Origin of the sequence: Pseudomonas syringae group sp. 26L6, from assembly GCF_032587815.1 — a bacterium.
GTDB lineage: Bacteria > Pseudomonadota > Gammaproteobacteria > Pseudomonadales > Pseudomonadaceae > Aquipseudomonas > Aquipseudomonas amygdali.
This window is the reverse complement of the sequence record NZ_JAWHPJ010000046.1, coordinates 1-21,590: the sequence shown is the minus strand read 5'-3', so window position 1 is coordinate 21,590 and position 21,590 is coordinate 1. Positions and strand designations below refer to the sequence as shown.

Annotated in this window: 20 protein-coding genes and 3 pseudogenes; 12 read left to right on the top strand and 11 right to left on the bottom strand. The window is 52.7% G+C overall.

Going from position 1 to position 21,590, the window contains the following annotated elements; translation table 11 throughout:
* Positions 1–329: 329 nt before the first annotated feature.
* Positions 330–845: a hypothetical protein gene (locus RYA97_RS19060; RefSeq protein ID WP_316892884.1), complete on the bottom strand. Its 516-nt coding sequence runs from the start codon at positions 843–845 to the stop codon at positions 330–332.
* Between the two features lie 205 nt (positions 846–1,050).
* On the opposite strand from RYA97_RS19060, the gene RYA97_RS19055 reads away from it, so the two are divergent.
* Together RYA97_RS19055 and RYA97_RS19050 are read left to right on the top strand one after the other, a co-directional pair.
* Positions 1,051–1,440, top strand: a complete 390-nt coding sequence (locus RYA97_RS19055) for an antitoxin Xre-like helix-turn-helix domain-containing protein (protein ID WP_316892882.1) — start codon at positions 1,051–1,053, stop codon at positions 1,438–1,440.
* Between the two features lie 39 nt (positions 1,441–1,479).
* Positions 1,480–3,267: a hypothetical protein gene (locus RYA97_RS19050; RefSeq protein WP_316892880.1), complete on the top strand. Its 1,788-nt coding sequence runs from the start codon at positions 1,480–1,482 to the stop codon at positions 3,265–3,267.
* A 401-nt stretch (positions 3,268–3,668) separates the two neighbouring features.
* Here the strand turns inward: RYA97_RS19050 and RYA97_RS19045 are convergent, their stop codons facing one another.
* The 3 genes and pseudogenes from RYA97_RS19045 to RYA97_RS19035 all read right to left on the bottom strand — a co-directional run bounded on the left by RYA97_RS19045 (position 3,669) and on the right by RYA97_RS19035 (position 7,119).
* Positions 3,669–4,154: a hypothetical protein gene (locus tag RYA97_RS19045; protein ID WP_074908815.1), complete on the bottom strand. Its 486-nt coding sequence runs from the start codon at positions 4,152–4,154 to the stop codon at positions 3,669–3,671.
* 128 nt (positions 4,155–4,282) lie between these two features.
* A pseudogene (locus tag RYA97_RS26600) lies at positions 4,283–4,761 on the bottom strand (hypothetical protein); the annotation flags it as partial.
* Positions 4,762–4,824: 63 nt separating this feature from the next.
* Positions 4,825–7,119, bottom strand: a complete 2,295-nt coding sequence (locus tag RYA97_RS19035) for a 3'-5' exonuclease (protein WP_074908813.1) — start codon at positions 7,117–7,119, stop codon at positions 4,825–4,827.
* Positions 7,120–7,305: 186 nt separating this feature from the next.
* Between RYA97_RS19035 and RYA97_RS19030 the strand changes: the two genes are divergently transcribed.
* Positions 7,306–8,283 carry an IS5 family transposase gene (locus RYA97_RS19030; RefSeq protein WP_316892877.1) on the top strand — a complete coding sequence of 326 codons (978 nt, stop codon included), beginning with the start codon at positions 7,306–7,308 and terminating at the stop codon, positions 8,281–8,283.
* A gap of 494 nt (positions 8,284–8,777) precedes the next feature.
* Here RYA97_RS19030 and RYA97_RS19025 read toward each other — a convergent pair whose 3' ends face one another.
* The 3 genes and pseudogenes from RYA97_RS19025 to RYA97_RS19015 all read right to left on the bottom strand — a co-directional run.
* Positions 8,778–10,592: a hypothetical protein gene (locus RYA97_RS19025; RefSeq protein WP_316892875.1), complete on the bottom strand. Its 1,815-nt coding sequence runs from the start codon at positions 10,590–10,592 to the stop codon at positions 8,778–8,780.
* Between the two features lie 259 nt (positions 10,593–10,851).
* Complete coding sequence (locus RYA97_RS19020) at positions 10,852–11,088, bottom strand: hypothetical protein (protein WP_316892873.1); 237 nt, start codon at positions 11,086–11,088, stop codon at positions 10,852–10,854.
* 133 nt (positions 11,089–11,221) lie between these two features.
* Positions 11,222–11,413: pseudogene (locus RYA97_RS19015) on the bottom strand (transposase domain-containing protein); the annotation flags it as partial.
* A 176-nt stretch (positions 11,414–11,589) separates the two neighbouring features.
* On the opposite strand from RYA97_RS19015, the gene RYA97_RS19010 reads away from it, so the two are divergent.
* From RYA97_RS19010 to RYA97_RS18985, 6 genes are all read left to right on the top strand, one after another.
* Entirely contained in the window at positions 11,590–11,901 is a 312-nt protein-coding gene (locus RYA97_RS19010; protein ID WP_316892870.1) for a hypothetical protein, read from the top strand.
* 763 nt (positions 11,902–12,664) lie between these two features.
* A complete protein-coding gene (locus RYA97_RS19005; protein WP_316892868.1) occupies positions 12,665–12,934 on the top strand; it encodes a hypothetical protein in 270 nt (89 codons plus the stop codon).
* Complete coding sequence (locus RYA97_RS19000; protein ID WP_074908807.1) at positions 12,927–13,277, top strand: helix-turn-helix domain-containing protein; 351 nt, start codon at positions 12,927–12,929, stop codon at positions 13,275–13,277. The genes RYA97_RS19005 and RYA97_RS19000 overlap by 8 nt, the downstream gene beginning before the upstream one ends.
* Positions 13,278–14,297, top strand: coding sequence for an ImmA/IrrE family metallo-endopeptidase (locus RYA97_RS18995; RefSeq protein ID WP_316892865.1), 1,020 nt, complete (start codon positions 13,278–13,280; stop codon positions 14,295–14,297). It begins immediately after the preceding gene.
* Positions 14,294–14,944 (top strand): C1 family peptidase, encoded by a 651-nt coding sequence (locus RYA97_RS18990; RefSeq protein WP_316892863.1) that lies wholly within the window; start codon positions 14,294–14,296, stop codon positions 14,942–14,944. The genes RYA97_RS18995 and RYA97_RS18990 overlap by 4 nt, the downstream gene beginning before the upstream one ends.
* Complete coding sequence (locus RYA97_RS18985; protein WP_316892861.1) at positions 14,922–15,722, top strand: hypothetical protein; 801 nt, start codon at positions 14,922–14,924, stop codon at positions 15,720–15,722. The genes RYA97_RS18990 and RYA97_RS18985 overlap by 23 nt, the downstream gene beginning before the upstream one ends.
* A 9-nt stretch (positions 15,723–15,731) precedes the next feature.
* On the opposite strand, the gene RYA97_RS18980 is transcribed toward RYA97_RS18985, so the two are convergent.
* From RYA97_RS18980 to RYA97_RS18970, 3 genes are read right to left on the bottom strand one after another with little or no spacing between them, the layout of a single operon-like run.
* Positions 15,732–16,403: a uracil-DNA glycosylase gene (locus RYA97_RS18980; protein ID WP_016982626.1), complete on the bottom strand. Its 672-nt coding sequence runs from the start codon at positions 16,401–16,403 to the stop codon at positions 15,732–15,734.
* Positions 16,400–17,620 carry a nucleoside triphosphate pyrophosphohydrolase family protein gene (locus RYA97_RS18975; protein WP_016982625.1) on the bottom strand — a complete coding sequence of 407 codons (1,221 nt, stop codon included), beginning with the start codon at positions 17,618–17,620 and terminating at the stop codon, positions 16,400–16,402. The genes RYA97_RS18980 and RYA97_RS18975 overlap by 4 nt, the downstream gene beginning before the upstream one ends.
* A gap of 29 nt (positions 17,621–17,649) precedes the next feature.
* Entirely contained in the window at positions 17,650–17,928 is a 279-nt protein-coding gene (locus RYA97_RS18970; protein WP_046718789.1) for a DUF4031 domain-containing protein, read from the bottom strand.
* Positions 17,929–17,972: 44 nt separating this feature from the next.
* Here RYA97_RS18970 and RYA97_RS26595 point away from each other — a divergent pair, with 44 nt between their 5' ends.
* The gene (locus RYA97_RS26595; protein ID WP_032638631.1) at positions 17,973–18,356 is read left to right on the top strand and encodes a helix-turn-helix domain-containing protein; all 384 of its coding nucleotides are present in this window, start codon (positions 17,973–17,975) and stop codon (positions 18,354–18,356) included.
* A 187-nt stretch (positions 18,357–18,543) separates the two neighbouring features.
* Here RYA97_RS26595 and RYA97_RS18965 read toward each other — a convergent pair.
* A pseudogene (locus RYA97_RS18965) lies at positions 18,544–19,395 on the bottom strand (YifB family Mg chelatase-like AAA ATPase); the annotation flags it as partial.
* A gap of 178 nt (positions 19,396–19,573) precedes the next feature.
* Between RYA97_RS18965 and RYA97_RS18960 the strand changes: the two are divergent.
* Together RYA97_RS18960 and RYA97_RS18955 are read left to right on the top strand one after the other, a co-directional pair.
* Positions 19,574–20,116 carry a GNAT family N-acetyltransferase gene (locus tag RYA97_RS18960; protein ID WP_117140638.1) on the top strand — a complete coding sequence of 181 codons (543 nt, stop codon included), beginning with the start codon at positions 19,574–19,576 and terminating at the stop codon, positions 20,114–20,116.
* Positions 20,117–20,325: 209 nt separating this feature from the next.
* Entirely contained in the window at positions 20,326–21,231 is a 906-nt protein-coding gene (locus RYA97_RS18955; protein ID WP_232829598.1) for a hypothetical protein, read from the top strand.
* Positions 21,232–21,590 lie beyond the last annotated feature (359 nt).

The following is a 21,590-nucleotide window of genomic DNA, read 5'->3' as shown; positions in this document are numbered from 1 at the left end:
TTGGAGAATTTGCCGATTTTGGATCCTTTTTTTGAGAGCCATCCTAACCGACAATTTTCACTTTCTGGGGCTTACTTGGACTAAACCCGCGCTCAACGCTCGGAGCTTTATCGATGACGACTGCGAACTGCCCTCACGATCCATTCACTCTCACCGACGGGCTAGACGATCGCTACATCCGATAACTGACCGTCGTAGGGCCGAACTTGTGCTTTTGTCCGACTTTCGCTTTTAGCTACCATTTGCTCTAGGTCGAGTCAGGCCAGTCATGCAGATCATGTGCGCGGGTCAAGCCGGATGCAAATGGGTGGTCAAGTCCATGCAATTACTCACTTTAATTTCAAGAAGCGTGCAATTCGATCTAGCCAGCTAATTTTCTTAAGGGACATTTCTGATGGATCCGTTGGTATTGGCTTTTCCACATTTTCCTTAACCTTGGCCGACGTAGCAGCCATCGACGTCTTACATCTTGCCTGGGCGGCCTCCAATGAGTATATGTAGTCAATTTTTGGGACAAAATCAGCTCCGCTCGCGGAACGTAGGGTGAATGCGTAGTGTTTCTTATAGCTGTCGTAGAATCCGGCCGCACCGTTGGCGTTAATATGGATTGCACCGTTGATGAGTGGAATATAGGCGCCGCCCTTACCGTATTCGGCGTTACGCCAATCAGGCAGTTCGGGAATGGTCATCGGGTCAGGATCATCTAGTGCGTAGCTGCTCTCGATGCGGTTCATTACCTGCGCCATCAGGTTTCTGGACTCATTCAAAGAACCGGGGGGAGTCTCCTTTGCCAGCTCTGCGTAAAACAACCTGAGCCGCTGGCCTTTCTTCAATTTCTCAGACATCTAGCATCCTGGACTTGGGGGACTATTGGAATGACCTGCCGCGCACGCTGTGGCCTTCAGTGAGGGCCATAATACGGGGCCGCTCAAAAAAGCGAATGCGATGGCCTTTAATGCTGGGGGTTGGTCGGCGTGTTCGCCGGCCCGTTACGCAATATGGCCCGTATCTGAAGGTAAACTGTTTTGTAGCAGAGGAGATGCAATCACGATGGCTAGCCAACGTCTTTCTGAACAGCAATCTAAGACAGGCCTGAAGGTCGCGCTACGGATCATTCATGCGTGGCAAGCGACCCCTGCCCAAGCATGCAGAATTCTTCGTATTTCGCCCTCTACCTTCCGTCGGGCTTCAAAAGACGCGGGGGCAGGTAGTAGGCTGGATTTGGATCAGCATCAGCGTATCAGGATGGTACTTGGTATCCACGCAAGCTTGCGTACCGTTTTCGAAAACCCGGCAAACGTTCAAGGCTTTCCTAGCTTTTCAAACCATAATCCCTTCTTTGAAGGACGGTCACCCATCGAGATCATGGCAGTTGGCGACATGATTTCTTTTTACGAAACCTACAAGCGCATCATGCAACTTCAGTTCGGTCAGCCTTGAGCCTTAGGGCTCATCTCCCATTTAGACCAAGGCAGGAATATGGACTTGAAGCAGCAGGAAGTAACTTCGGAAGCTTTCAGGCGGTTCTTCAGCGAGTTCGATCCAGACGACATTCTCGAATGCGACGAACTGGCTGCTAAGCTCGTCGACATGGCCGGTGAGCCAGCCGGTTTAGTCGTGTACTGCGCAGCGACGATGATGCTCCATCCTCGCGAAAAGCGTGCCCCTTTCAAACCCCTATGGCGTACCGAGCAAGGCACAAGCGCACGCGTCGGTGATTTCAATAGCGAGACAATGCTAGCGCTCGCTAACGCGACCCCCCATATTAAAAATCATGAGTTGAGAGCTAGACTCGCCGATCTGGTGTGGCTGGAGGTGCGTGACAAGAGTCAGCCAGACATTGCGGTAAATGCGTACATTCAGTCCGCCAAGCAACTGTTTCAGATCGGGAGAAGCTTCCCCGCATTTACGAGGCTTGAGCGCGCGCTCAGACTGGTTTCCTCGCTACGGAACCTCACCGACCATACTGTGTTACATGACTACGTAAAGGAGCTACTGGCCACGGACGATCTGCTGCGCTCCAATGTCAATTTGCTGAGGCTCTGCTGGGAATACGGTATCAAAGACGATGACTTTATCTATGCCAAAGCTCTCGAAACTCATGAGCACTTCTCTGACCGAAAACAGTACCGAACGGCCGTTTCAGTTCTGGAAATAGCGCTCAAAAGCTGCCATGGCGACAAGCCACGGACTTACCAGATTTTCCACCTGCTTGCCGAGTGTCACGAAGCGGAGGCGCGGCTTCATAAAGGATCCATCGCCGCGTCGTGCTATATGCAAGCTATCGAAGCTCTTGAGCGTATACCGGAAACGAGGCCCAAGCGAGACGAACTCTACAGGGAGCTAAGAGAAGCCCAGCGTGCTATCCAACATGAGATGGGGATTTTTTCTCATTCGCTCGGAAACCTTCGAGAGTATGCCGAACAGGCTATCAAAATCGTTGAAGGAGCCGACGTTTATGATTCTATCTTTAGACTCGCCTTCATCATCTCGAAGCCTTCAGACCTTGAGGTTCATAAAGCAGCCGTCGCATCAGGTCTGGACCCTTTGCTGGCAGATTTCGGTGGGCACCACATTGATCACGAGGGAATGACAGTTGCTATTACGCCAAGTGCTATTGAAGGAGAGGAAGCGCATGCAGATGTAGCTGATGCTTGGGCTATGCAGAGTCTTCGCAACGATCATAGGGTCGAAGTCAACGGTAGGATTCTGCCCGCGCTGGAGAGTATAGCGAGCAAGTACTATTTTCATGATGAAATACTGGATTCGTTCCTGGCGAGAAATCCGATTGTGCCGGATGGACATCAAGAGTTCTTTTCGCGTGGTCTGCGAGCCGGGCTCAATGGCGATTTTCTCGAGGCGGCCCACTACCTGATCCCTCAGTTGGAAAACTCACTGCGTTATCGTCTGAAGCAATTTGAGAGGGAGCCCTCGAAGCAATACCCGGACAAATCTCAGGAGCGAGACGGCTTAAAAGCTCTGCTCGATGACGAAGTCATCATTGCTGACCTAGGCGCACCTCTGCTGGGAAATCTACGTGCCATCCTATTGGATAAAGTGTACGGAGACATGCGCAACTACCTTTCTCACGGATACGCGCCCGCTGAGTTCTACAAAGGCGATGCAGCTGTAATGCTCTGGTGGTTGGTGTTACGAATGGTAATAGGGCCTTACATAAGGTTCTGGGAGCAAAAATACGGCGACAACTTCCGAGATGAGGTTAAATCAGGACGTTTCGCCTTTGTGGACTCAGATGAGGGCGACTAATATCTCGCACCAATAGGCTCAACGGCGACTAATGCTAGGTATGAGCTTGCGCTCGCTTCACCTTAGATCATTGGTCCAAAGGCGCAGTTGGTGCTCTCGTAGACTATAGCGGCAAGTCTTACTAACTTACCGCTATACCCCCCTCAGCCCTAAATAAGGAAAAAGGTTACCAGTTTGAATATAGCCCCAGCCACAATACCACGCAGCAGCGGTGCCCATTTAAGGCCTGCAGCGCTAGGTTGAGGGTTGAGGATATTAATATTCACAGTGTGCTGTTCAGACAACACTAGGAACACTTGACCATTGCCGTAATGGCTTGGGCACGACGGGTCCTTGCACTTGTTGCGATTATTGAGTTGCATAGAAAATTGCCTTTGAGAGGTTGAGGGGGGATCAACGAATCAAAGGGCGACGCGAAGCCTGTGACGGACGATGCTCAGTTCGGCATCATAGGCGAACAGAGGAGTGCGCAAAGTTGCGTTCCGTGAAGCGGTGGCGAGCGAGCAAGCGCGTGCGGAGAGGAGGCACGCAGCGAAAATGGCCACGATCCTACTGATGACGGCCTGAACTGCAGAGATCCTGGCATGTTCGTAATGGAAGTCGTAGAAGAAGTGCCTACCTGATGTCAGGCCGTGCAGAGCTCTAATGAGATCGTCGTCGTAGTCACCCAATTGGATAATGCGACGGCGAGCTTCAAGCTGTTCGTGGTTTGAAACTACAGAGTCCAGCTTGTCTAAGGCGGCTTTTGCCCGAGCGATCGCTGCCGAGTCGCCGTCAGTGGTGGTTGAAATTACACGACGAGTTACCCCGTATTGCCGCACTACATGTACGTAATTCGAGTACTCCTCCTCTAGGTCCTCCTTATAAAAATCGTCCCAACTCAGCATAAAATTACCCGTATTAGTAGCCTTTTTAAGGTATGACGCTGTCACGATACTCGGTTTGACTCTCTCTGCCAAACGAAGAGTGTTGCAGATCAATTCGGTGGCTCGATCCAACAGAGGAGCGTGCTTTGCTAGCTGCCTGCGCTCCAAATAGCTTGGCGTCTCACCAGGAAATCTGGTCTCTGAAGCGTGAAACCACTTTTGCGGAACTCACTAATCCCACTCGCCCACGGTGCTGGCAGACGGGTGAGAGCGTCCTTCAGGACGCACATGGATTATGCCCGTTTAGCCATGCTGTCTGGATCAAACTCATCATGACGGCCACACGCATGCCGCTGCGTGACGAGCCCGCGAACAGGCACTCGACTGCCCAGAGTTCATGGCCGGATTACAGTCGTACACCAGTTATTATCGATTGGTACAGCGCCGCAATATAGTGCAGCGCTTTTTTGCCCAATGGCTCGAGCTGGGCGCGTGCAAGTCGAAGATTTCGCGGCAGGCATGGACGATGCATCGATCTCGGTAAAGCCCAGTTCAAACCAGCCTCGTAGCCGTCAAAATTTTCGCACGTCAGCTTACCGTTCCGACAGCCTAGTAGGGTTCGAGCATAGGCAAGTCCCCGCGGTTAAGTGCGGGGGATTATTAATCACTCTTTTTTTGTGTTTATGCACGTCTAGGCGTATTCGACTAATGCCTTAACATTGCCATCTTCGAACTTCAGCGATTCACACCAAGGGCCGATGGTATGAAGCGCTTCCACTGGCGACCATTCGTTGTTCGAAACGTAGCTGATATGAAGCAGATCTCTCGCCCGAGTCATTGCCACATAAAGTTTCGCGACATCTCCCGCTTCCGTAGCCTCCTGCGGGCGGGCGTTTGAGACGGCCTCGGAGACATTGGCAAGGAATACCGTACCAAACTCGAAACCCTTGGCGCTTTCCACTGTAGAAACCCGAACACCGGGGGAATCGATGGAAAAGTTACCTTTGACGTCAACACACGGTATGCCAAGTCCCTGCATGGCCTGGATCGCCTGGGTTCGAAACGGTTTCGATCTGGAAATCACGCATACATCGTCAAGCGCCTGCTCACCGTGAATTTCCCTGATCTTAATGATGGCTGACAAGACATAATCAAGCTCGTCTGCTTTCGACTTACACCGGACAAGACCAGGGCGCTCCCCTCGTCGGACTGCAAAATCAGGAGCCAGTGGCTTCTGCTGAGAATCCTCGTCAATGTCCGAGAACTCGTAATTGATGATCAAGGCATAGGCGGCCTGAAGGATTTCCTTGGTATTCCGGTAGTTTTTCTTGAAGACGCTAGCGCGGTAGAGGTTGATACCAAGAGTCTTCAGTGAAAAACCACGTTTGTAGATGGTTTGTGCGCCGTCGCCGACGAGGAAGAGGCCATCTGGTGCCGTTTTGAGCAATTCTCCTGCAGGTGTCCGGATCAGCGACAGCATATAGATTTCGTTCTGGCTAAGATCTTGAACCTCGTCAGCCAAGACAGCACGCCAACGCTTACTGCTTTTGTCGCCTTGGGTATCCAGCAGAGTGACGGCTTCCTGCAGCATGCCCTCAAAGTCCGGTGCACCGGACTCGGTAATGTATTGCTCATAAGCCTGAAGGGCTTGCATAACCTGTTTACGCGCTGTTTCCCCCAGCGCTTTGCCTCGACCGATACGGCGGAACGAAGACGTCGCATAAGTTGAATATTGTGCCGGCAGTAAACGGGTTCGAATGTAGCTCAGCTCTTCTCTCAGGAAATGCTTGAGATCATGAGGCAAAAGCCTGCCTAGCGCATGCGTACCGCTGCTGAATTCAGGTACTGACTTAATGACTGCGGCCATCGCACCTTCAGCATAAGATTCAACTGGCCGGCGGGTTACAGCAGGATTCAGGTCTTGGACAACATCACGAGCTAGCCCCTGAATTGTCGCAACATGAATCAGCGCCCGCTCTGGCCCACACAACGCGGTGACTAGAGACGTGAGCAGCTTGCGCATGCTTTCAGTCAGGGTTACTACCAATACTGGCTCCCCGTATTTATTAGCCAGAAACTGGGCCCGGTGCACTAATACACACGTTTTCCCGCTTCCAGAAACACCTCTCAGGCGTGACGGGCCTGCAAGGTCAGCGTGCGCGATTTTCCGCTGATCAGGGTGTAGGTAAAGCATCCACTCTTCTCGATCGGAAGGGTCGGGCATCCCCTCTTCTTCTTTCCAGGTGTAGAAGGTTTCAGCGTTGATAGGCGAATTAACTGCTTCGAGAAGCTCAGCTGTTGACGCTTCGTGGGCTTGACTTGCATCCAGATGCAACCGTTGGCGAGCACCTTCGATGTCACTGTGATCAGCCATGGACAGTAAATCGAGCGCCAGCAGTGCAGACTCAGTGTCTGACTGCTCTTCGATCCTTGTGATGATGCTGTCTGAAGATTCTCCCCAGTCGCCCTTCGTGACGCCCAGAAGGATTTGGGATATCTCTAGGCCTAATGTCGAACCCTTGAAGTCATCTGCGGTGAAGGTCGACAGCAGCGGCTCATCCAGGACGTGATCGGGGGTATCGATCGACAGATCTATGAGGGGTGGCCTGCGCGGCTCATAAGGACTTGAAACCTGAATGAAATCGATTTTACCGTCGGAGTCCTTGCGCACCCATTTGTATCCCCGGTGCATAGCCAGCCAAGTGTCGGAATCCGTATGCGATCCGACAAACAGCATGATCAGAAAGTCTTCTGAATCCACCTTGTTCCGCTGAAGAACCAGGCGATAGCCGTCACCAAGGTCGTACTTTTCACAGTCGAGCCGTGATTCACCGTGCTGAGTGCGCTCAAGCCGGATCTGGTCATTGAGGTTTGCTTGGGTGCAAGCGGCTTCCGCGCGTTGGGCCACCTGTTTGCCTATTCGGTCAGCCTTGCTGAGATCTTTTAGCATTTTCCTAAATGAGCGCGGGATGATGACTTGGGGCATATTCTTCCTTGATGTGTTGAGATGGATGTCAAATCGCCCGGTGTCTTAGCATAAGGCGTCAGGCTGCTATCATGGCATATTGAAATCACCTGTTCGAGATACATGAGTACAGACCTGCTCTAGGGAAACTCTGAAGAAGACCTCCAAATTTGGCAGAATGCCTGATCTCAACCGCTGAGACGCCTGATGAAGCAGATGACCTTCGCCGACGCCGAGTACGCTGGCAAACGCAAGCAAACCCGTAAAGAGCGTTTCCTGGTCGAAATGGATCAGGTCGTGCCCTGGATGGGATTGATCAATCTGATCGAGCCTCATTACCCCAAGGGCGACGGTGGCCGTCCGGCCTATCCGTTAATGGCGGCGCTGCGCATACATCTGATGCAAAACTGGTTCGGCTATAGCGATCCGGCGATGGAGGAAGCGTTGTACGAAACGACGATCCTACGCCAGTTCGCGGGATTGAGTCTGGATCGGATTTCTGATGAAACCACCATTCTCAATTTCCGGCGCTTGTTGGAAAAACACGAACTGGCAGGCGGGATTTTGCAGGTCATCAACGACTATCTGGGTGATCGTGGTTTGATGCTGCGCCAAGGCACCGTGGTCGATGCAACGATCATTCACGCGCCGAGTTCGACCAAGAACAAGAATGGCAAACGCGATCCTGAGATGCATCAGACGAAGAAAGGAAATCAATATTTCTTTGGCATGAAGGCGCATATCGGCGTCGATACCGAGTCGGGTTTAGTCCATAGCCTGGTGGGCACTGCGGCGAATGTGGCGGATGTGACTCAAGTCGATCAGTTGCTGCACGGCGAGGAAACCTATGTCATAGGTGATGCGGGCTACACCGGTGTGGACAAGCGTGCGGAGCATCAGAATCGACAGATGATCTGGTCAATTGCGGCCCGTCCCAGCCTTTACAAAAAGCATGGTAAGACAAGTTTGATCACGCGGGTATACCGCAGGATCGAGTTCGCGAAAGCCCAGGTACGAGCCAAGGTTGAACATCCGTTTCGCGTGCTCAAGCGCCAGTTTGGCTATACGAAAGTCCGGTTTCGCGGCTTGGCTAAAAACATCGCGCAACAGGCCACGCTGTTTGCATTGTCGAATCTTTGGATGATGCGAAAACGGTTGCTGGCGATGGGAGAGGTGCGCCTGTGATGCGGAAAAACGCCTTGGAAAGGTGCTATACGAAGGAAAAACGATAACTTAAAGGCGGGAAAGTCGGTTTATCTGACTCTGGCTTGCTTTTTTTAACCTCCGGTCACGAGGGCATCAAAAATCGATGCCTACTTCAGAGCTTCCCTAGATCTGGATGCTTGGATTTGTTTTCGGGAGTGACGCGGCGGCGCTGGTCTTTTTTACCGGTCGATTCAGCTATCGGTTTCGGTCCTGGTTTGGTGCTCATACAGAGTTTTCCTGTAGTCGATACCCACACGTCTGTGTTAACCATGCCAGCGTGGAGCGCGCCTTTAGGCAGCCACGCTGCTGGCAACCCAACGACTATAGCTCAATATTTTTATGCCTCCACTTATCTCGCCCTCCGGCTTTGGTTTCCGAGCCTCGTCTGAACTACGCAACCATTTACCTAACTTTGTTCAGCCATTCTCATCGTCTTCAATGCCTCACATGCAGGATAGGCCCAAATGTGCACGTCAATCTCGTAAGTTGAAGCCCAGCTCGGATAGATGGTTTGTCAGTGCCCCTTCATACAACACATCGCCTGACGACTTCGGGTCATGATTGTAGAAGCTGTGCGGAAACACCAAACCTCGCATCTTTTTCACCCGACCTTCGACGTATCGTAAGTTCGAGCAAATGGTCCTCAACGCCATCTGGGTATCTGCCAGACTTGCACTGATTTCCGTTAATAACCCTTGGCGGCCTTTTTCTTCTGTCTTGCGCTGGTCAGGGGTAGCGGTTCTTGGACGTCGCTGAGATTCGATCGCGTAGAAACTGCGGTCACCGCACTTAATCCTGATGATCAAAACGCCTCTCGCAATCCTTGCCTTAACGTCCAGAAAAACCCAGTTCCTGAGGGGCGTAGGCATGGCGCTATCCGTGAAGGGTTGGAGCAGCTGGAGTTTGGGTGGGCTTGTGATATTAAAGCCTTCATCAAATGTGAACCACTCTACCTTCTGAATACGCGTTGGGTATTTGATCGCTAAATGTTGGCATGCCTGCCAGATGTCCGTCAGATGACCTTGAGACTCCCAAGATAGAGTTGCCATAAACTCAGCTTTGCCCACGCCTTTTCCCGTACCTTGGGCATCTCCCGTAGCGAGTAAAGGCAAATCGGTGGTGCTAGGCAACGCCGTACCAACTGATCCTTTGCGTACTCGATACGTGACTTTCGTCGGGCGCCTTTTACCTAGAATTTTGATAGGGGGATCAGGCAGCCTTAGAACCTCCGACTCCACGTCTGGCGGCATTGAGTCCGTTAGATCGACCAGTTGGTCCTGAGGCAACTGCCTCACTGCAGCTTTTCGGTAGTGCCCTCCATCGCTGGTACCATCAGACTCATATCTGGAGCGCTCAATCTCCACTAGCGGACCGTCGGGTTCGCTCAAGCCCGTAAGTCGCATGCAAAGAAAGGTCTGCCCTCCGTTAACCCATTTACCTTTACCTTCTAGCAGGGCGGGTCCCTCAAACCAGGGGCCCGCCTTGAGAAATCCTTTAGATGCTCTGCCTGCAGACATTCCTGTGAATTGTGCTTCTAGCTCAGCGTAAATACCTCTGCACGCGTTTTCGGTCACCGGATCATGCAGCATATGCCATAGAAATACCGCTTCCCCGGAAGCGACCCAGTTCTTCAGACATACTTTTTTTGATACTGGTGGTCGGAAATCAGGAGCTGGGATAGAGACTGACGCAGCTATGGTCGGAACGGTAGCGTCAGGATTGGAATCTTCGTAGAAGAAACGCGATTTGACCGTCTCCCAAGGGTAGGTAGCCAAGATTCGGCTGGATTCAGAGTTTCGCCCATAGCTGCGGATGAAGAATTCGACACATGGGATAAGGAGAGTTTCTCCCGTCACAAGGTCAATTTCGACGAGCCATGTTGATGCTTCGGCAGAAGAGGTGTCGTGCTCACCCGCCGTTCTCCAAGCTAGCTCACGCAGTTGTACAAATCGCCATGTAACGCCGTGCTCAAATCTGACAGCGGTCGTAGGAAGGCTTTCCAGTGCCGAGTCAGCAATACCTTGGCCTTCACGCCAGATACTGCCCATCCGGATGTTACCTAAATGTGTCATCGCTACAGGGACTACTTCCACGGTGCCAACCGTTCCATCTGGATAAAGCCGCCGGAAAACGACGTCCACCAGAGGTACACAGCCGGGTTTGGGATTCTTCCACACGCCGCCGTACCACCAGACTAGAAGATCATAGATCTTGTTTTTCAGAGCACCTTGGAAGCGTGCCTGTGGTTTGAAATCAGTGAACGATGTGCGTTGAATGGAATGCGACAAAGCGGTTCCCGACTCGAATATGCGCGTGGTTTCACATTGCCATATCCATATGGTTTTTATCTATCTTTTTGAGAGGCGGTATTTCGGAGCACAGGGCTACAATCCAGTTTAAAGGGTTCGCTTGACTGAGCGAGGTTCCGCAATATGACAAAAATGCGAGAGGCACCGGTAGGCAAAAATAAAAAGACCCAGCCTTGAGAGCTGGGTCTGATCCCATACCGCCTTTGCAGAGGTTGATCGCTACGGGACCACAATCGGTTTATCTACTCAACTGATCCAGTAAGTCGTGTCCTGTCCAGGTAAGCTGATACCTTCCATTATCACAGGTCAAAAAACCACCATCCACCATCAACTTCATTCCGTAAGACCAGTCGTAACCCGAGAATCCGGCGGCTGCAGCGAACTTATCCAGGTCCAGATAGGTAATTCCAGTAATGTCAGGGAATTCCTGAACAGAAAAAAGGATGCATCTGGCGACCTCAAAATTACGTCTCATTGAGCATCCTTGGGTCATCACCCTAGTGAAAGCAGTAGCTTAGACCAGTTTCGCAATTCTGCTTGGCGCCCCCCCCATGTGATTACTAATGATATGCGTCCAGCGAAGAGCCAGTTTTACACGCCTAGCGTGATTAAACCGGTTGCCACTTATGCGGTAGCAACTGATCGATCTCACTCGCTTGCTGCGTCGGCAGGCGCGTGAGTACATCATTCAGGTAGGCGTACGGATCATGTCCGTTGAGCGGCACCGACTGGATCAGACTCATGATCGCCGCGGCCCGCGGCCCGCGGCCCGCGGCCCGCTTTCCGCTGCGTGCCGCCCCGTATCACATGTCCGTTTCGACCTGCATGAGGTGATGGGATGCCCGACTCAAATTCGCGTGCGCTTTCACATTGCCATATCAGCAGATTTTTTTACTATCTTTTCAGGTCCGAGAGTTCAGAACAGAGAGCTATAATTCAGTGGAGAGGGTCCGTCTGGCTGAGCGAGGCTGCGAAAATGAATGATCAATTCCCTGCCTTCGGGTCATCCGAAGGTGACACTGAGGGTGAGTATGAACATCGGAGCAGCCTGAGCAAGGACGAGATCGAGGTCAGACTCGCAATCGCTGATTACGTAATTCGTCGTGCTAATGGTACAGCTGACGGCAGGAAGATTTTTGATGCGCTGATACCCCGGTTTCAGGGGCGTTACCCGCACCATAAGGTTTTAGCCCACTGCCTGACAGCGCCAGAGTATATCAATCAGGAAGACACCGATTTGTATGAAAGCCCTCCTGATCAGTTGCTGGCCCCGCCTAAGCCTACGTGATGATTGCGATAACGACGTCGACGGCATTGTAGAGATCGACCGTCGTCTCTTCAGTTTTGATGAAACGACAAGACTGTACCTGGCCGGCTCATTAAACCGTTTTTTCTTTGACGAGGTTTTCCACCAGCCCGGTGCTGGGTAAACTCCGATCATGCCTAGGCCAGCGAGATCCTAGGCAGGCCCGCGCCAGATGTCGGAATGCACCGATCCCTTGTGGAGGGCTCGGGTGCCCATCACCCAGTGCGCGTCGGAATGGCTGGAGACATATGGAGTGTCATCGTTAGCATCTCGTGCTCGCTTGTTGATGCGCTGCCGAAAGGCTGTAGCATCCTCGCCAAGACGGCTTACTTCGAAGCGCAGGCATGAACTTATACTGGTATCGGCCGTTAATAGACGCGAGATAGGCTAACCGCAAGCCGATAGTGTTAAATTGCTATTAATTTATTGGAACCAGTCGTAACGACAGTCGAATGGATGGGATATTGCACGGTTCAATGCTTTTTATAAAGGACTGAGGTGGATGGTTTTCTCAGTTAAAAGCGTCAGCGAGTTGAAAGCGCTCTAACGCTCTGCTGAATCCGGTACCCACAAAGCCAGTGGGGCTCATTCGACGGGTATCGCGCATGCGTTCCTGTTTAACAAGCTGAAATGCACCGCTGGGAACTCAATCCAGAGCTTGGCGCAACGAAACGTTGCAAATTCTGCGGTATCGACTTAAATTCAAACATCAAGTGTACGATTTTCTTACCTCGGAACCATCGAAATGAAAGACGAAATTGAGAAACACCTTGGCCAATTTTGGGATAAGCGTGCGCTCGAAATCGTTGATGACCCGCTTTCGGTTGATGACTTGGGTGCGCCTATGGAATCGGTAATGGCTATCGAGGCGCTTGTTGATATCGGAAAAATGTTGAAAGTTAAAATTCCGGTGGATGTCGTGATCCGCAACGGCGGCTACGAGACCAAAGAACAGTTTGTCGGGCTGGTCACGTCTGGAATCATAAAGCATCTGAAGAACAAGACCCATGAATAGCTCATTGACGGAGGATCAAGACAGGCTTCGCCTAGCTGAGCGCTTACGAGATGCTCGGGAATACGTTGGGCTTTCCCAGGATGAGGTTGCTCATGCGCTTGGGCTGTCTCGCCCGGCTGTAACCAACATAGAATCGGGCAACCGTAAGGTTGAAGCCACAGAGCTGAGCAAGCTGGCCAAACTCTATCGCAAGTCTATGGAGTACTTGATGACTGGAAGGGACCCAATGCCTTCCGGTCCCACTCAGCTCGCATTTCTGGCCAGAGCAATAAACGGACTTTCGCAGCAGGACATCGATGAGGTAGCTCGCTTCGCCGAGTTTCTCAAGCACAAGGGACAGTGAATGGGCTTCCGTGATGTTGTTTTGCGAGCTGCACAACGTGCGGTCGAGGTCATAGATGAGAGCGGTGCGATGGCCCGCATCGAGCAGCACGGATATACGCGTATAGATCCTTTCCAGATAGCTGCTGATTCAGGTGTCATGGTTATGCTGCGCCCCATGCAGAAGTTGCTCGGGGCGTTTCTGGGTGATGAATCGCCTGGAATACTGGTCAATGTCGATCGCCCGGCTGGCTTGGTTCATATGACCTGCGCCCATGAGTTGGGGCATTTTTTCATGGGGCACGGCAGTAGCGCCGACGAGAAGATCTATTACGGTTCTCACGCTGCCCTCGTCGAGCAGGAAGCGGATCAATTCGGTTACAACCTGCTAGTGCCTCGCAAGTTGATTGTCAAAATCATGCAGCGCAAGCAATGGACCAAGCAGGCGCTATTCCGGCCTGATGTCCTTTATCAATTGGCGTTACGCATGGGAGTCAGCTACGAAGCGGCGGCATGGTCACTCAGCCGTCATAACGTCATGAGCCCTGATCAAGTCCAAAAAATGTTGCGGACCAAGCCCGCGATGATTAAAAAAGCGCTGCTCGGCGACCGTCTGGTGGATGCCCGTAAAGAGGTTTGGCTGCTCGACAACGATGATCGAACCTCAATCCTAGAGCCTCGCCCGGATGACCAGCTAGTGGTTCGATTGCCAAGCCGAGCAGCGTCAGGATATCTCTGGGAAGCCGATTCCGTCGAAGAATTGAAGGCGCAGGGGTTTCAGTTGGAGCCGTTGACCGTTCCCTCGAAGCCTTCTGTGGAGGAGCCGTTGGTTTTCGGCGCTCCAAGTATGATGGACTATATCCTCACTGGCGGCCGGACCAGTCTTACAAGTCCTGTAAATGTGCAGCTCTCAGAGCGAGCGCCATGGGATTGTTCTAGCCCAGTCATTGGTACGTTCAGATCCAGCGCCAAGTTTGAGCCCTTAAGTCTCGGGCTGACACCGCACTCGCGTAAGCAGTTGCTCAAGGGCGGGCTGGAGTGATCGTCCCCAAGGTATTGCTCGATGGGTATGACTCGCCAGCAAGGCCTCAGGGTCAGCGCCCGACCTGCTTGGCATTTGTATTATCTGATCTGAATCGACCGAAATCTCCCGCCGATTTGAGCCCTGAATACCTTTATCGGGCAGCCGCCATCTTGTCGCCAGGGTGGGCACCAGGCGGCGGAATCACTTTCGAAGCGATGCGAGAGGCATCTCGTGCCGGGCAGCCTGAGGAAATCGCGTTCCCCTACTGCTCCGAGGAGCCAGCGCTCCCAATTCCCGATCTTCCCTCGGGACTTCAACACTATGGCGACGTTCTGCAGCGCGTATCGGCTGATCCTACCGATATCGCCTGTTTGATAAGTGCCGGTCGGCCTATCGGTTTGGGTTTGCGGGTAACGCCTGAATTCTTCAGACCTGATGGGAGTCTGGTGGCTTTCAGTGATCAGGTCATGATGGGACTTCTGCATGCGGTAGTCGCTATTGGCGTGGGATATGAAGATGGAAATAGTGCGCCATGGTTCTACGTGCGCAATAGCTGGGGCCCCAACTGGGGTGTAAATGGACACGCCTGGATTTCAGGCACCTATGTAAGCGCGCATGCCGAATGTGCTTTTGGAGTAGAGAATGGCAAAACTGATCCCATCTGAAAGTATAGGGCTGGCTTGGGTTGCTGCGGCGCGGCATCTAGCGGGATGCAAGCAGCGCAAGGAGCGGAATCTGATTCTGGAAATCAGCGCCCCTCAGAAGCTATGCAAGGATGACCTGAAAATCATTGATGCCGTAGATGTGGTTTTACGCAAGAGTCGTAAGGACCTGAGTGTCGAGACCGTTGCGAGTACTATTTTCCCCAATGGGTTGGCCCGACGATTTTCTCGCCCTGAGCTATACACAAATTACTTGGCCCTGCTGGCCAAGGGCAAGAAACGTAACTCATGGGGCACGTATGCTCAACGTATGATGAGTCGTCCGAGCCGCAACGCAACAGGGATGATCAATCCATTAGATGACCTGATTGAGCGTCTGCTTCGAACGCACACCGGTACCAAGTACCAGTCGGCTTTCGAGCTGGGTGTCAGCGATCCTGATATTGATCTGGCACCACCACTTGAAGGACATGGGTACGAGCTACCGGTGTTCAATCCTGCTCAAGACGCCAAAGCCCTCAACGTCCCTTGTTTGAGTCATCTGAGTTTTAAAATTACAGATGGCAAGCTGGATTTGACGGCGATCTACCGCTCTCAGTGGTACTGCCAGCGGGCGCTAGGCAACCTTGTTGGCCTGAGCCAGCTTCACTCATTTGTAGGCAAAGAATCCAAATATGAGTGCGGAGTGCTTACCTGTATCGCAACGCACGCCTACTTGGATACGGAGACCTTTGGCAAGGTAGGTGTCACCAGAGATCTCTTGGCGTCTCTACCTGGTTGAAAGCATTCGTCAGAGCAGCGAAGTCTGGCGGTTTTGTTGGGAAATCTGAGGGGGCAGATCGTAGAGTTTTGCCATCCCTGCTCGGAAGTCACGGACTCCACCGTAGCTTGGGTGGCGAATAGTTTCTATGGGCAGGCCGAAGCGCGATGCATAGTGTGCGGCGTCCTGTCCAATCGCGATGATCTTCCTAATCCTAAGCCAAGTGAAAAGCTCGCTATTGAGCTCATCCACCAAAGCCAGTTCTTTTGAGCTGAATTTTCGGTTGGTGAATGGGTTGCCTGGTTCATGCGGATGGAATGGGAAAACATTCCACAGCAGTGGAGGAATATCTACAGACTTCAGGACCGCCCAGATCTCTGCGGCAGTCCGTTCGGCAATTGCTGGGCCATGGGTCGCTTGTTGCGAATCACATCCCGGATAGACGCGGGTCATCTCAGATAGGTGATATTCGTCAGTAAGGGCTAGCCCAGTTCGTCGTCCGCCGCGATATCCGAGATCACGACCCATCCAGATGGTGTCGGTGCCGATATCGGATACGGCCTGAAGATAATTTTTCAAATTCTTGCGACGAGATGCGGCCGCTCCCGCGCGATCATGGACTGGGCAGGTGTCTGCGTAGGGATTGAATACATTGTCCAGGCTAAATTCAGCTAAGGCCTTTACGAAGGAGGTGGGAGTCATTGCGTTGAGGCCTCTGTGAGGGGCTTGTTAAAAGTCAGCGTCCCTTCAGTAATGTTGACTACCACTGAGCCCCCTCGATGCTCGCGCAGTTCGCGGAACATCCTGAAGCCCTCGATAATCGCAAGCTCCCACTGCCAAAGCTTGCATCGCTCAACCTCGTAGCCCCGAACCATCCCTTCGATCTGCTTGAGTAGGCCATAGTCGAGGCGGCCAGGTTGTGTTGCTGAGTAGTAATCATATTTTTTCGCATGATCGAAGATCCAAGTGGCAATGCCTTCCTCAATGATCGCTGCACGAGCGCCATCGTCGTTCTCATCCTTGGCTGGATCAGATTTTCGTTTGCGCTTCAGTAATGTTCGCAACACTGGCGACCAACCCAGATATGCCACATAGGCCAAATGGAAAACATCGTGGAAGCGATAGTCGTCAGGCTCGTTGCTGTTGTCTGTCAGGCGGTCACCGATGTAGACGCCGTTCAAGCGCTGAACCACATGCTTATTCAGCCCTTCGCCGCGCTCGATGAACTCGATTGTGAACTCACGCTCGAACTGTTCATGCTCAGGAAAGCCCTCATCGAAAAGTGGGAACTCCCGCTTCTGGTCGCTTGGCCAGCGACTGGCTGTTTTCTCCAGGTTTCCCAAGGCCACATCTTCGAGGTTCAGGTTGAAGCTGGAGCAGGTTTTGGCAAGTTCCGACAACAGCAGTCCAAAATAAGCCTCGCGCTTGAGTGGAGCCATGCTTTCCAGGTTGGCATGAGACATTTCAGCCAGCATTCCGGCGCTAAGCGCAAGCTTCCCCAGCTGGCTCGGGCGGGGGATTGTATCCTCATCGCGCTGTGTTTCGATAAGACCGTCTATCTGGCGGAACGTGATCGGCGGTGCGGGAACCTTCTTGCTTTCGCCGAATTCTTCGCGAAGGACAAGGATGCAATGCTCTCCCAGGGCGTCGGCGGGGATGCCCAAGAGGTGCGCAGCAATGGTCAAGTACCACAGCGCGTCGCCCAACTCTTCTGCCGCCAAGTCGTTCTGTGCGGCCTGTAAACGATCACGGCCGGCCTTTTTTACAGAAGAAAGTAAACCGCCAATCTCGCCAAAATACCCGAAGCGGATATATTGAAGGCTATCGGCATCATCCTTGAAGCGCATGCTCTCACGCGCTTTCAGCATGTACTTGGCTACGGTAAGTGCGACAGGGCGCGGTTGAGGTACGGGTGCCATATATCCTCCTTGATCATATTTACGCTGCTTCAGGCTAGCGCTAGCAACTGTTGCCGTAGCTCCATCTTCAGCTGCTTGCAGCGGCCGACGATTGTTTCGCGATCGGCATCGATTGCTCCCATTCTCAGCGCGCGTTCACGCACCGAAACTGTCACATCGTAGTGCGGGTACCCCTTGGATTGGAACCAGCTTTTGCGCAGTCCCAACCTAGTGGCGAATGAGTGAAGCTCATCCAAGGTATCCGCTGCCAGATGGCACCAGAGTTTGCCGCGCCACAGGATTTCTTCCGAATCCACGTAGACCGCCATAGTGCTCGCCTTCTGTGAAAATATGTGCAAATATTTTGCACATTATGGGAAAAAAATTCAACTCCTTATCAGATGTGGCTCTTGTTGGGGCCCGAATTCGTCAGGCCCGCCTAAGCAAAGGTCTCACGCTCGTCGGCCTCGGCCGCGCGATCAATGTCCATCATTCTCAGATTTCTCGTTACGAGCGGGGACAGATGAGCAGTGCTGGCAAGAATTTGCATAAAATATGCACATTTCTGCAGCTTGGGGACGATCCGATAGAGTATCCAACCGGTACCGCGAGCTTAGGGCGAAAAGTGGACGAGCTTCTACGCGTTGCGCCTGGATGTGAACCAGCAGTGAGGAAGTTGGTAGAAGCATTTGAAGAGCTCATTGCAGCGTCACTTCCCGCTAGCATATCTGCGAGCTCTGTGTATTCGACGGATTAGAATTCATCGCTTCTCCTACTGCTCTCTCGTCACCTATTGATGAAATTTGCTCGAGTAATTCAGCAAAAGCGATTCAGACTGGGGATCAACATTGAGGGATAGCGATCTTTGATACTTGGTGGTTATCGCCCAATCTGTCGTTCATCGCGTCGCATTTATTTCGGAAATGTCGCATTTATTTCGAAAACCTACAGCCACCGCCCACCAATGCAGGCCCGGACGCCGAGTGATGTGGCTGGCGAAACGGCCGCTGCGGCCAACTGGTCAGCGGCACCTGACTGGCGACCGACTGAATCGCCGCCACCTCCAGCGCTTCGTGCTCGTCCAGCGGCGGCAACAAACCCGGCAGGCGGCTGGCGAGCAGCGTCTTGCCGGTGCCGGGTGGCCCACTGAACAGCAGGTTGTGCGCACCCGCAGCGGCAATCACCAACGCACGCTTCGCGGCGGTCTGGCCCTGCACTTCGCTAAGGTCCGGATACGGCTTGGGCTGATGCAGCAGGCCGCTGGACTGATACGGCGCAATCACCGTGCGCCCGTTGAAATGCGCAACCAGCTCCAGCAAGTGATTCACCGCAATCACCCGCAGCCCCGACGCCAGACAGGCTTCTTCGGCGTTCACCGCCGGAATGATCAGCGTCCGCTCCGCTGCACGTGCCGCCAGCGCAGCAGGCAGCACGCCCTGAATCGGCCGAATCGCCCCCGACAACGCCAGCTCGCCCAGGCATTCAACATCCTGTAACGCAACCAGCGGCACCTGCCCGCTGGCAGCCAGCAAACCCAGCGCAATTGCCAGATCGAACCGCCCGCCATCCTTGGGTAAATCAGCAGGCGCGAGGTTGAGCGTGATCCGCCGCGCCGGAAAATCCAGCCCGGAATTGAGAATGGCACTGCGCACCCGGTCCTTGCTCTCCTTGACCGCCCCCTCCGGCAACCCCACCAGCGTCAGGGCCGGCAGGCCGTTGGCCAGATGCGCTTCAACAGTAACCGCCGGGGCTTCCACCCCGACCTGGGCACGACTATGGACGATAGCCAGCGACATGGATCATTCCTTGATATGAGCGATGGGCGGGTATCGTGCTTTATTTGCGGGGTGGGGGTGAGGGGGGAATGGATACAGGGTGTGAGTGGGACAAGAAAGACGGATATATATTTTGGTTGCGTAGAAATGCCATAAACATTGCTTTAAATGCTCAAACACACCGAGCAGGAGCATTGATATGAGCATCCGCCTTGCCCTTCCCGAGGACTCGCTGCAGATAGCGACGATTCATCTGGAGTCATGGAGAAGTGCCTATGAGGGCATCATTCCCTCTGCCTATATCAATCGGATAACGCTTGAGGCGAGGCTGTCCCACTGGACCAAGGAGATCGCTTCAGGCGAATCGGACCTGTACGTCAAAGTCGACAGGTTAGACCGGGTCTTGGGCTGGATGGCCACGGGGGCTGACAGGGACCATCCTGAAGACCGCGACGTCGCGGAAGTACAGGCCATTTATGTCAGCCCAACGTACACACGCCAAGGTATTGGGCGAGAGCTGTTCGACTATGTGATACCTCGCTTTCAATCCGCTGGCCACACCAGAGTTGTCGTCTGGGTGCTGGAGAGCAATGCCCCTGCCATCGATTTCTACCATCAACGAGGGTTCGCAAAAGAGCCGATCGAAACCAAGACGATCGAACGAGACAATGCCAGGTTGGTCGAGATCAAACTTGAACAGCTCATCACGACACCGTCCTCAACGGTGCCCTGCTCACCTTAGTCAGGCCTGCCCCTCAAGAAGTACTCAGGGTGTGAGTGGGGAATTGCCTCTGACAAGCGATCCCCTCTGATTGGCACAGAAAAAATGACTTTAATGAAGCTCCTTACATCTCCATCACACACAATTGCAGGTGGCCATACTTCATGGTCAATCCTTGGCTAAAACCTTTTATGGCTAACCATACTCAAAACCACGGAGCTCTAATGACCATGGCTGATCAAGCCCCCCCTGACGCATCTCCGCATGCTGCTAGCTCACCGCGCAGTAAGCTTTACGATGGCACTCTAGCCGTCACCATCGCCATTGCTATTATATTTGCCGCTTCCAGCATCGTCCCCCACGCCTTTGAGAAACCTATACCTGCCTGGTGGTTTGGCATTGGCGGGATAGCGTCGTTCTTTATCCTCTACGCCCGGTTGCGCTCAACCAAAGTGGCGACCGTATTTGAATCCTGGGAAATCCTCGCTATGGTCGCCAATAGCAAGCCGGCTCAATTTTTGATTACTGCGTTCAGCATTGTTCCTATGATTGTCTCCATCGCCAAAACCGCTGGTGTACAACAGCAAATCCCGTTCACGGTTTATTTATACTGGGCCAGCGGTCTGGCACTGTTTATATTCCTGCTACTGTTCAAAGTGACCGCTCCGCTTGTGTACCGATATAAGTCATATCAGGAGGTGCTTGACCAGAGTGGCGGGCTTGAAGTCTTTCGTGAGGAACTGCTTGAGTTGCAAGTCATGGCGTCTAGTAGGACAGCACCCTTCGATAAGGCTAATGATCATATCTTCCTGGCTGACGATATCGCCACGATTCAATGGTTGCGCATCAGCGACAAAGCAGAAGCTCCAGAACTGTACTTCCTGATTCGCAAGTATTCCACGGGGCTTAAAGTAGGCTGGCGCCGAGCGTTGACACCCTTGCTTTTCATACCGGCGTTTGTCTTGGTAACTACGACGTTGGGTAATACATTAAAAGTCGGGGTTGAGGCTGCCGCTCAAGCTCACTGTTCCGGTGGGCTGATCAAAAGCATCTACGGTGGCATACTGTCGATTGATCCTGATTACAAAAAAAACGCCAAGCCGCCTGAAGGATGCGAGAGGTTCGATGCCCGGTAAAAGTAGGCTCTGTAAGCGAATGGGCAATACTTCTTGTGCACATCAAGCGATGTCCAATGGTAAGGCAGTCGACACAATGCTCAGCTCTTTGAATACCTGTGATGCGCAGACTTTTGCGCATCCAAAGCCCCGGTGAAACAGGCAGCGCTTTATATTCAAAGCGCTGCAGCACACATGAACGAATTCGCACGTATGCGCAGAAGCTTGCGCGCTTTTTAGCGGTTTCTTGGTTGAAAATTGATCAACTACTTCGCGAAAAATTTTTATCTATCTGTTTTTATTAGATAAAAATCTTCTCGGCATGCATCTTGGAATGTACTTCTGCATACAGCGGGCGAAATTGCCCGTTTCTGCGCTGA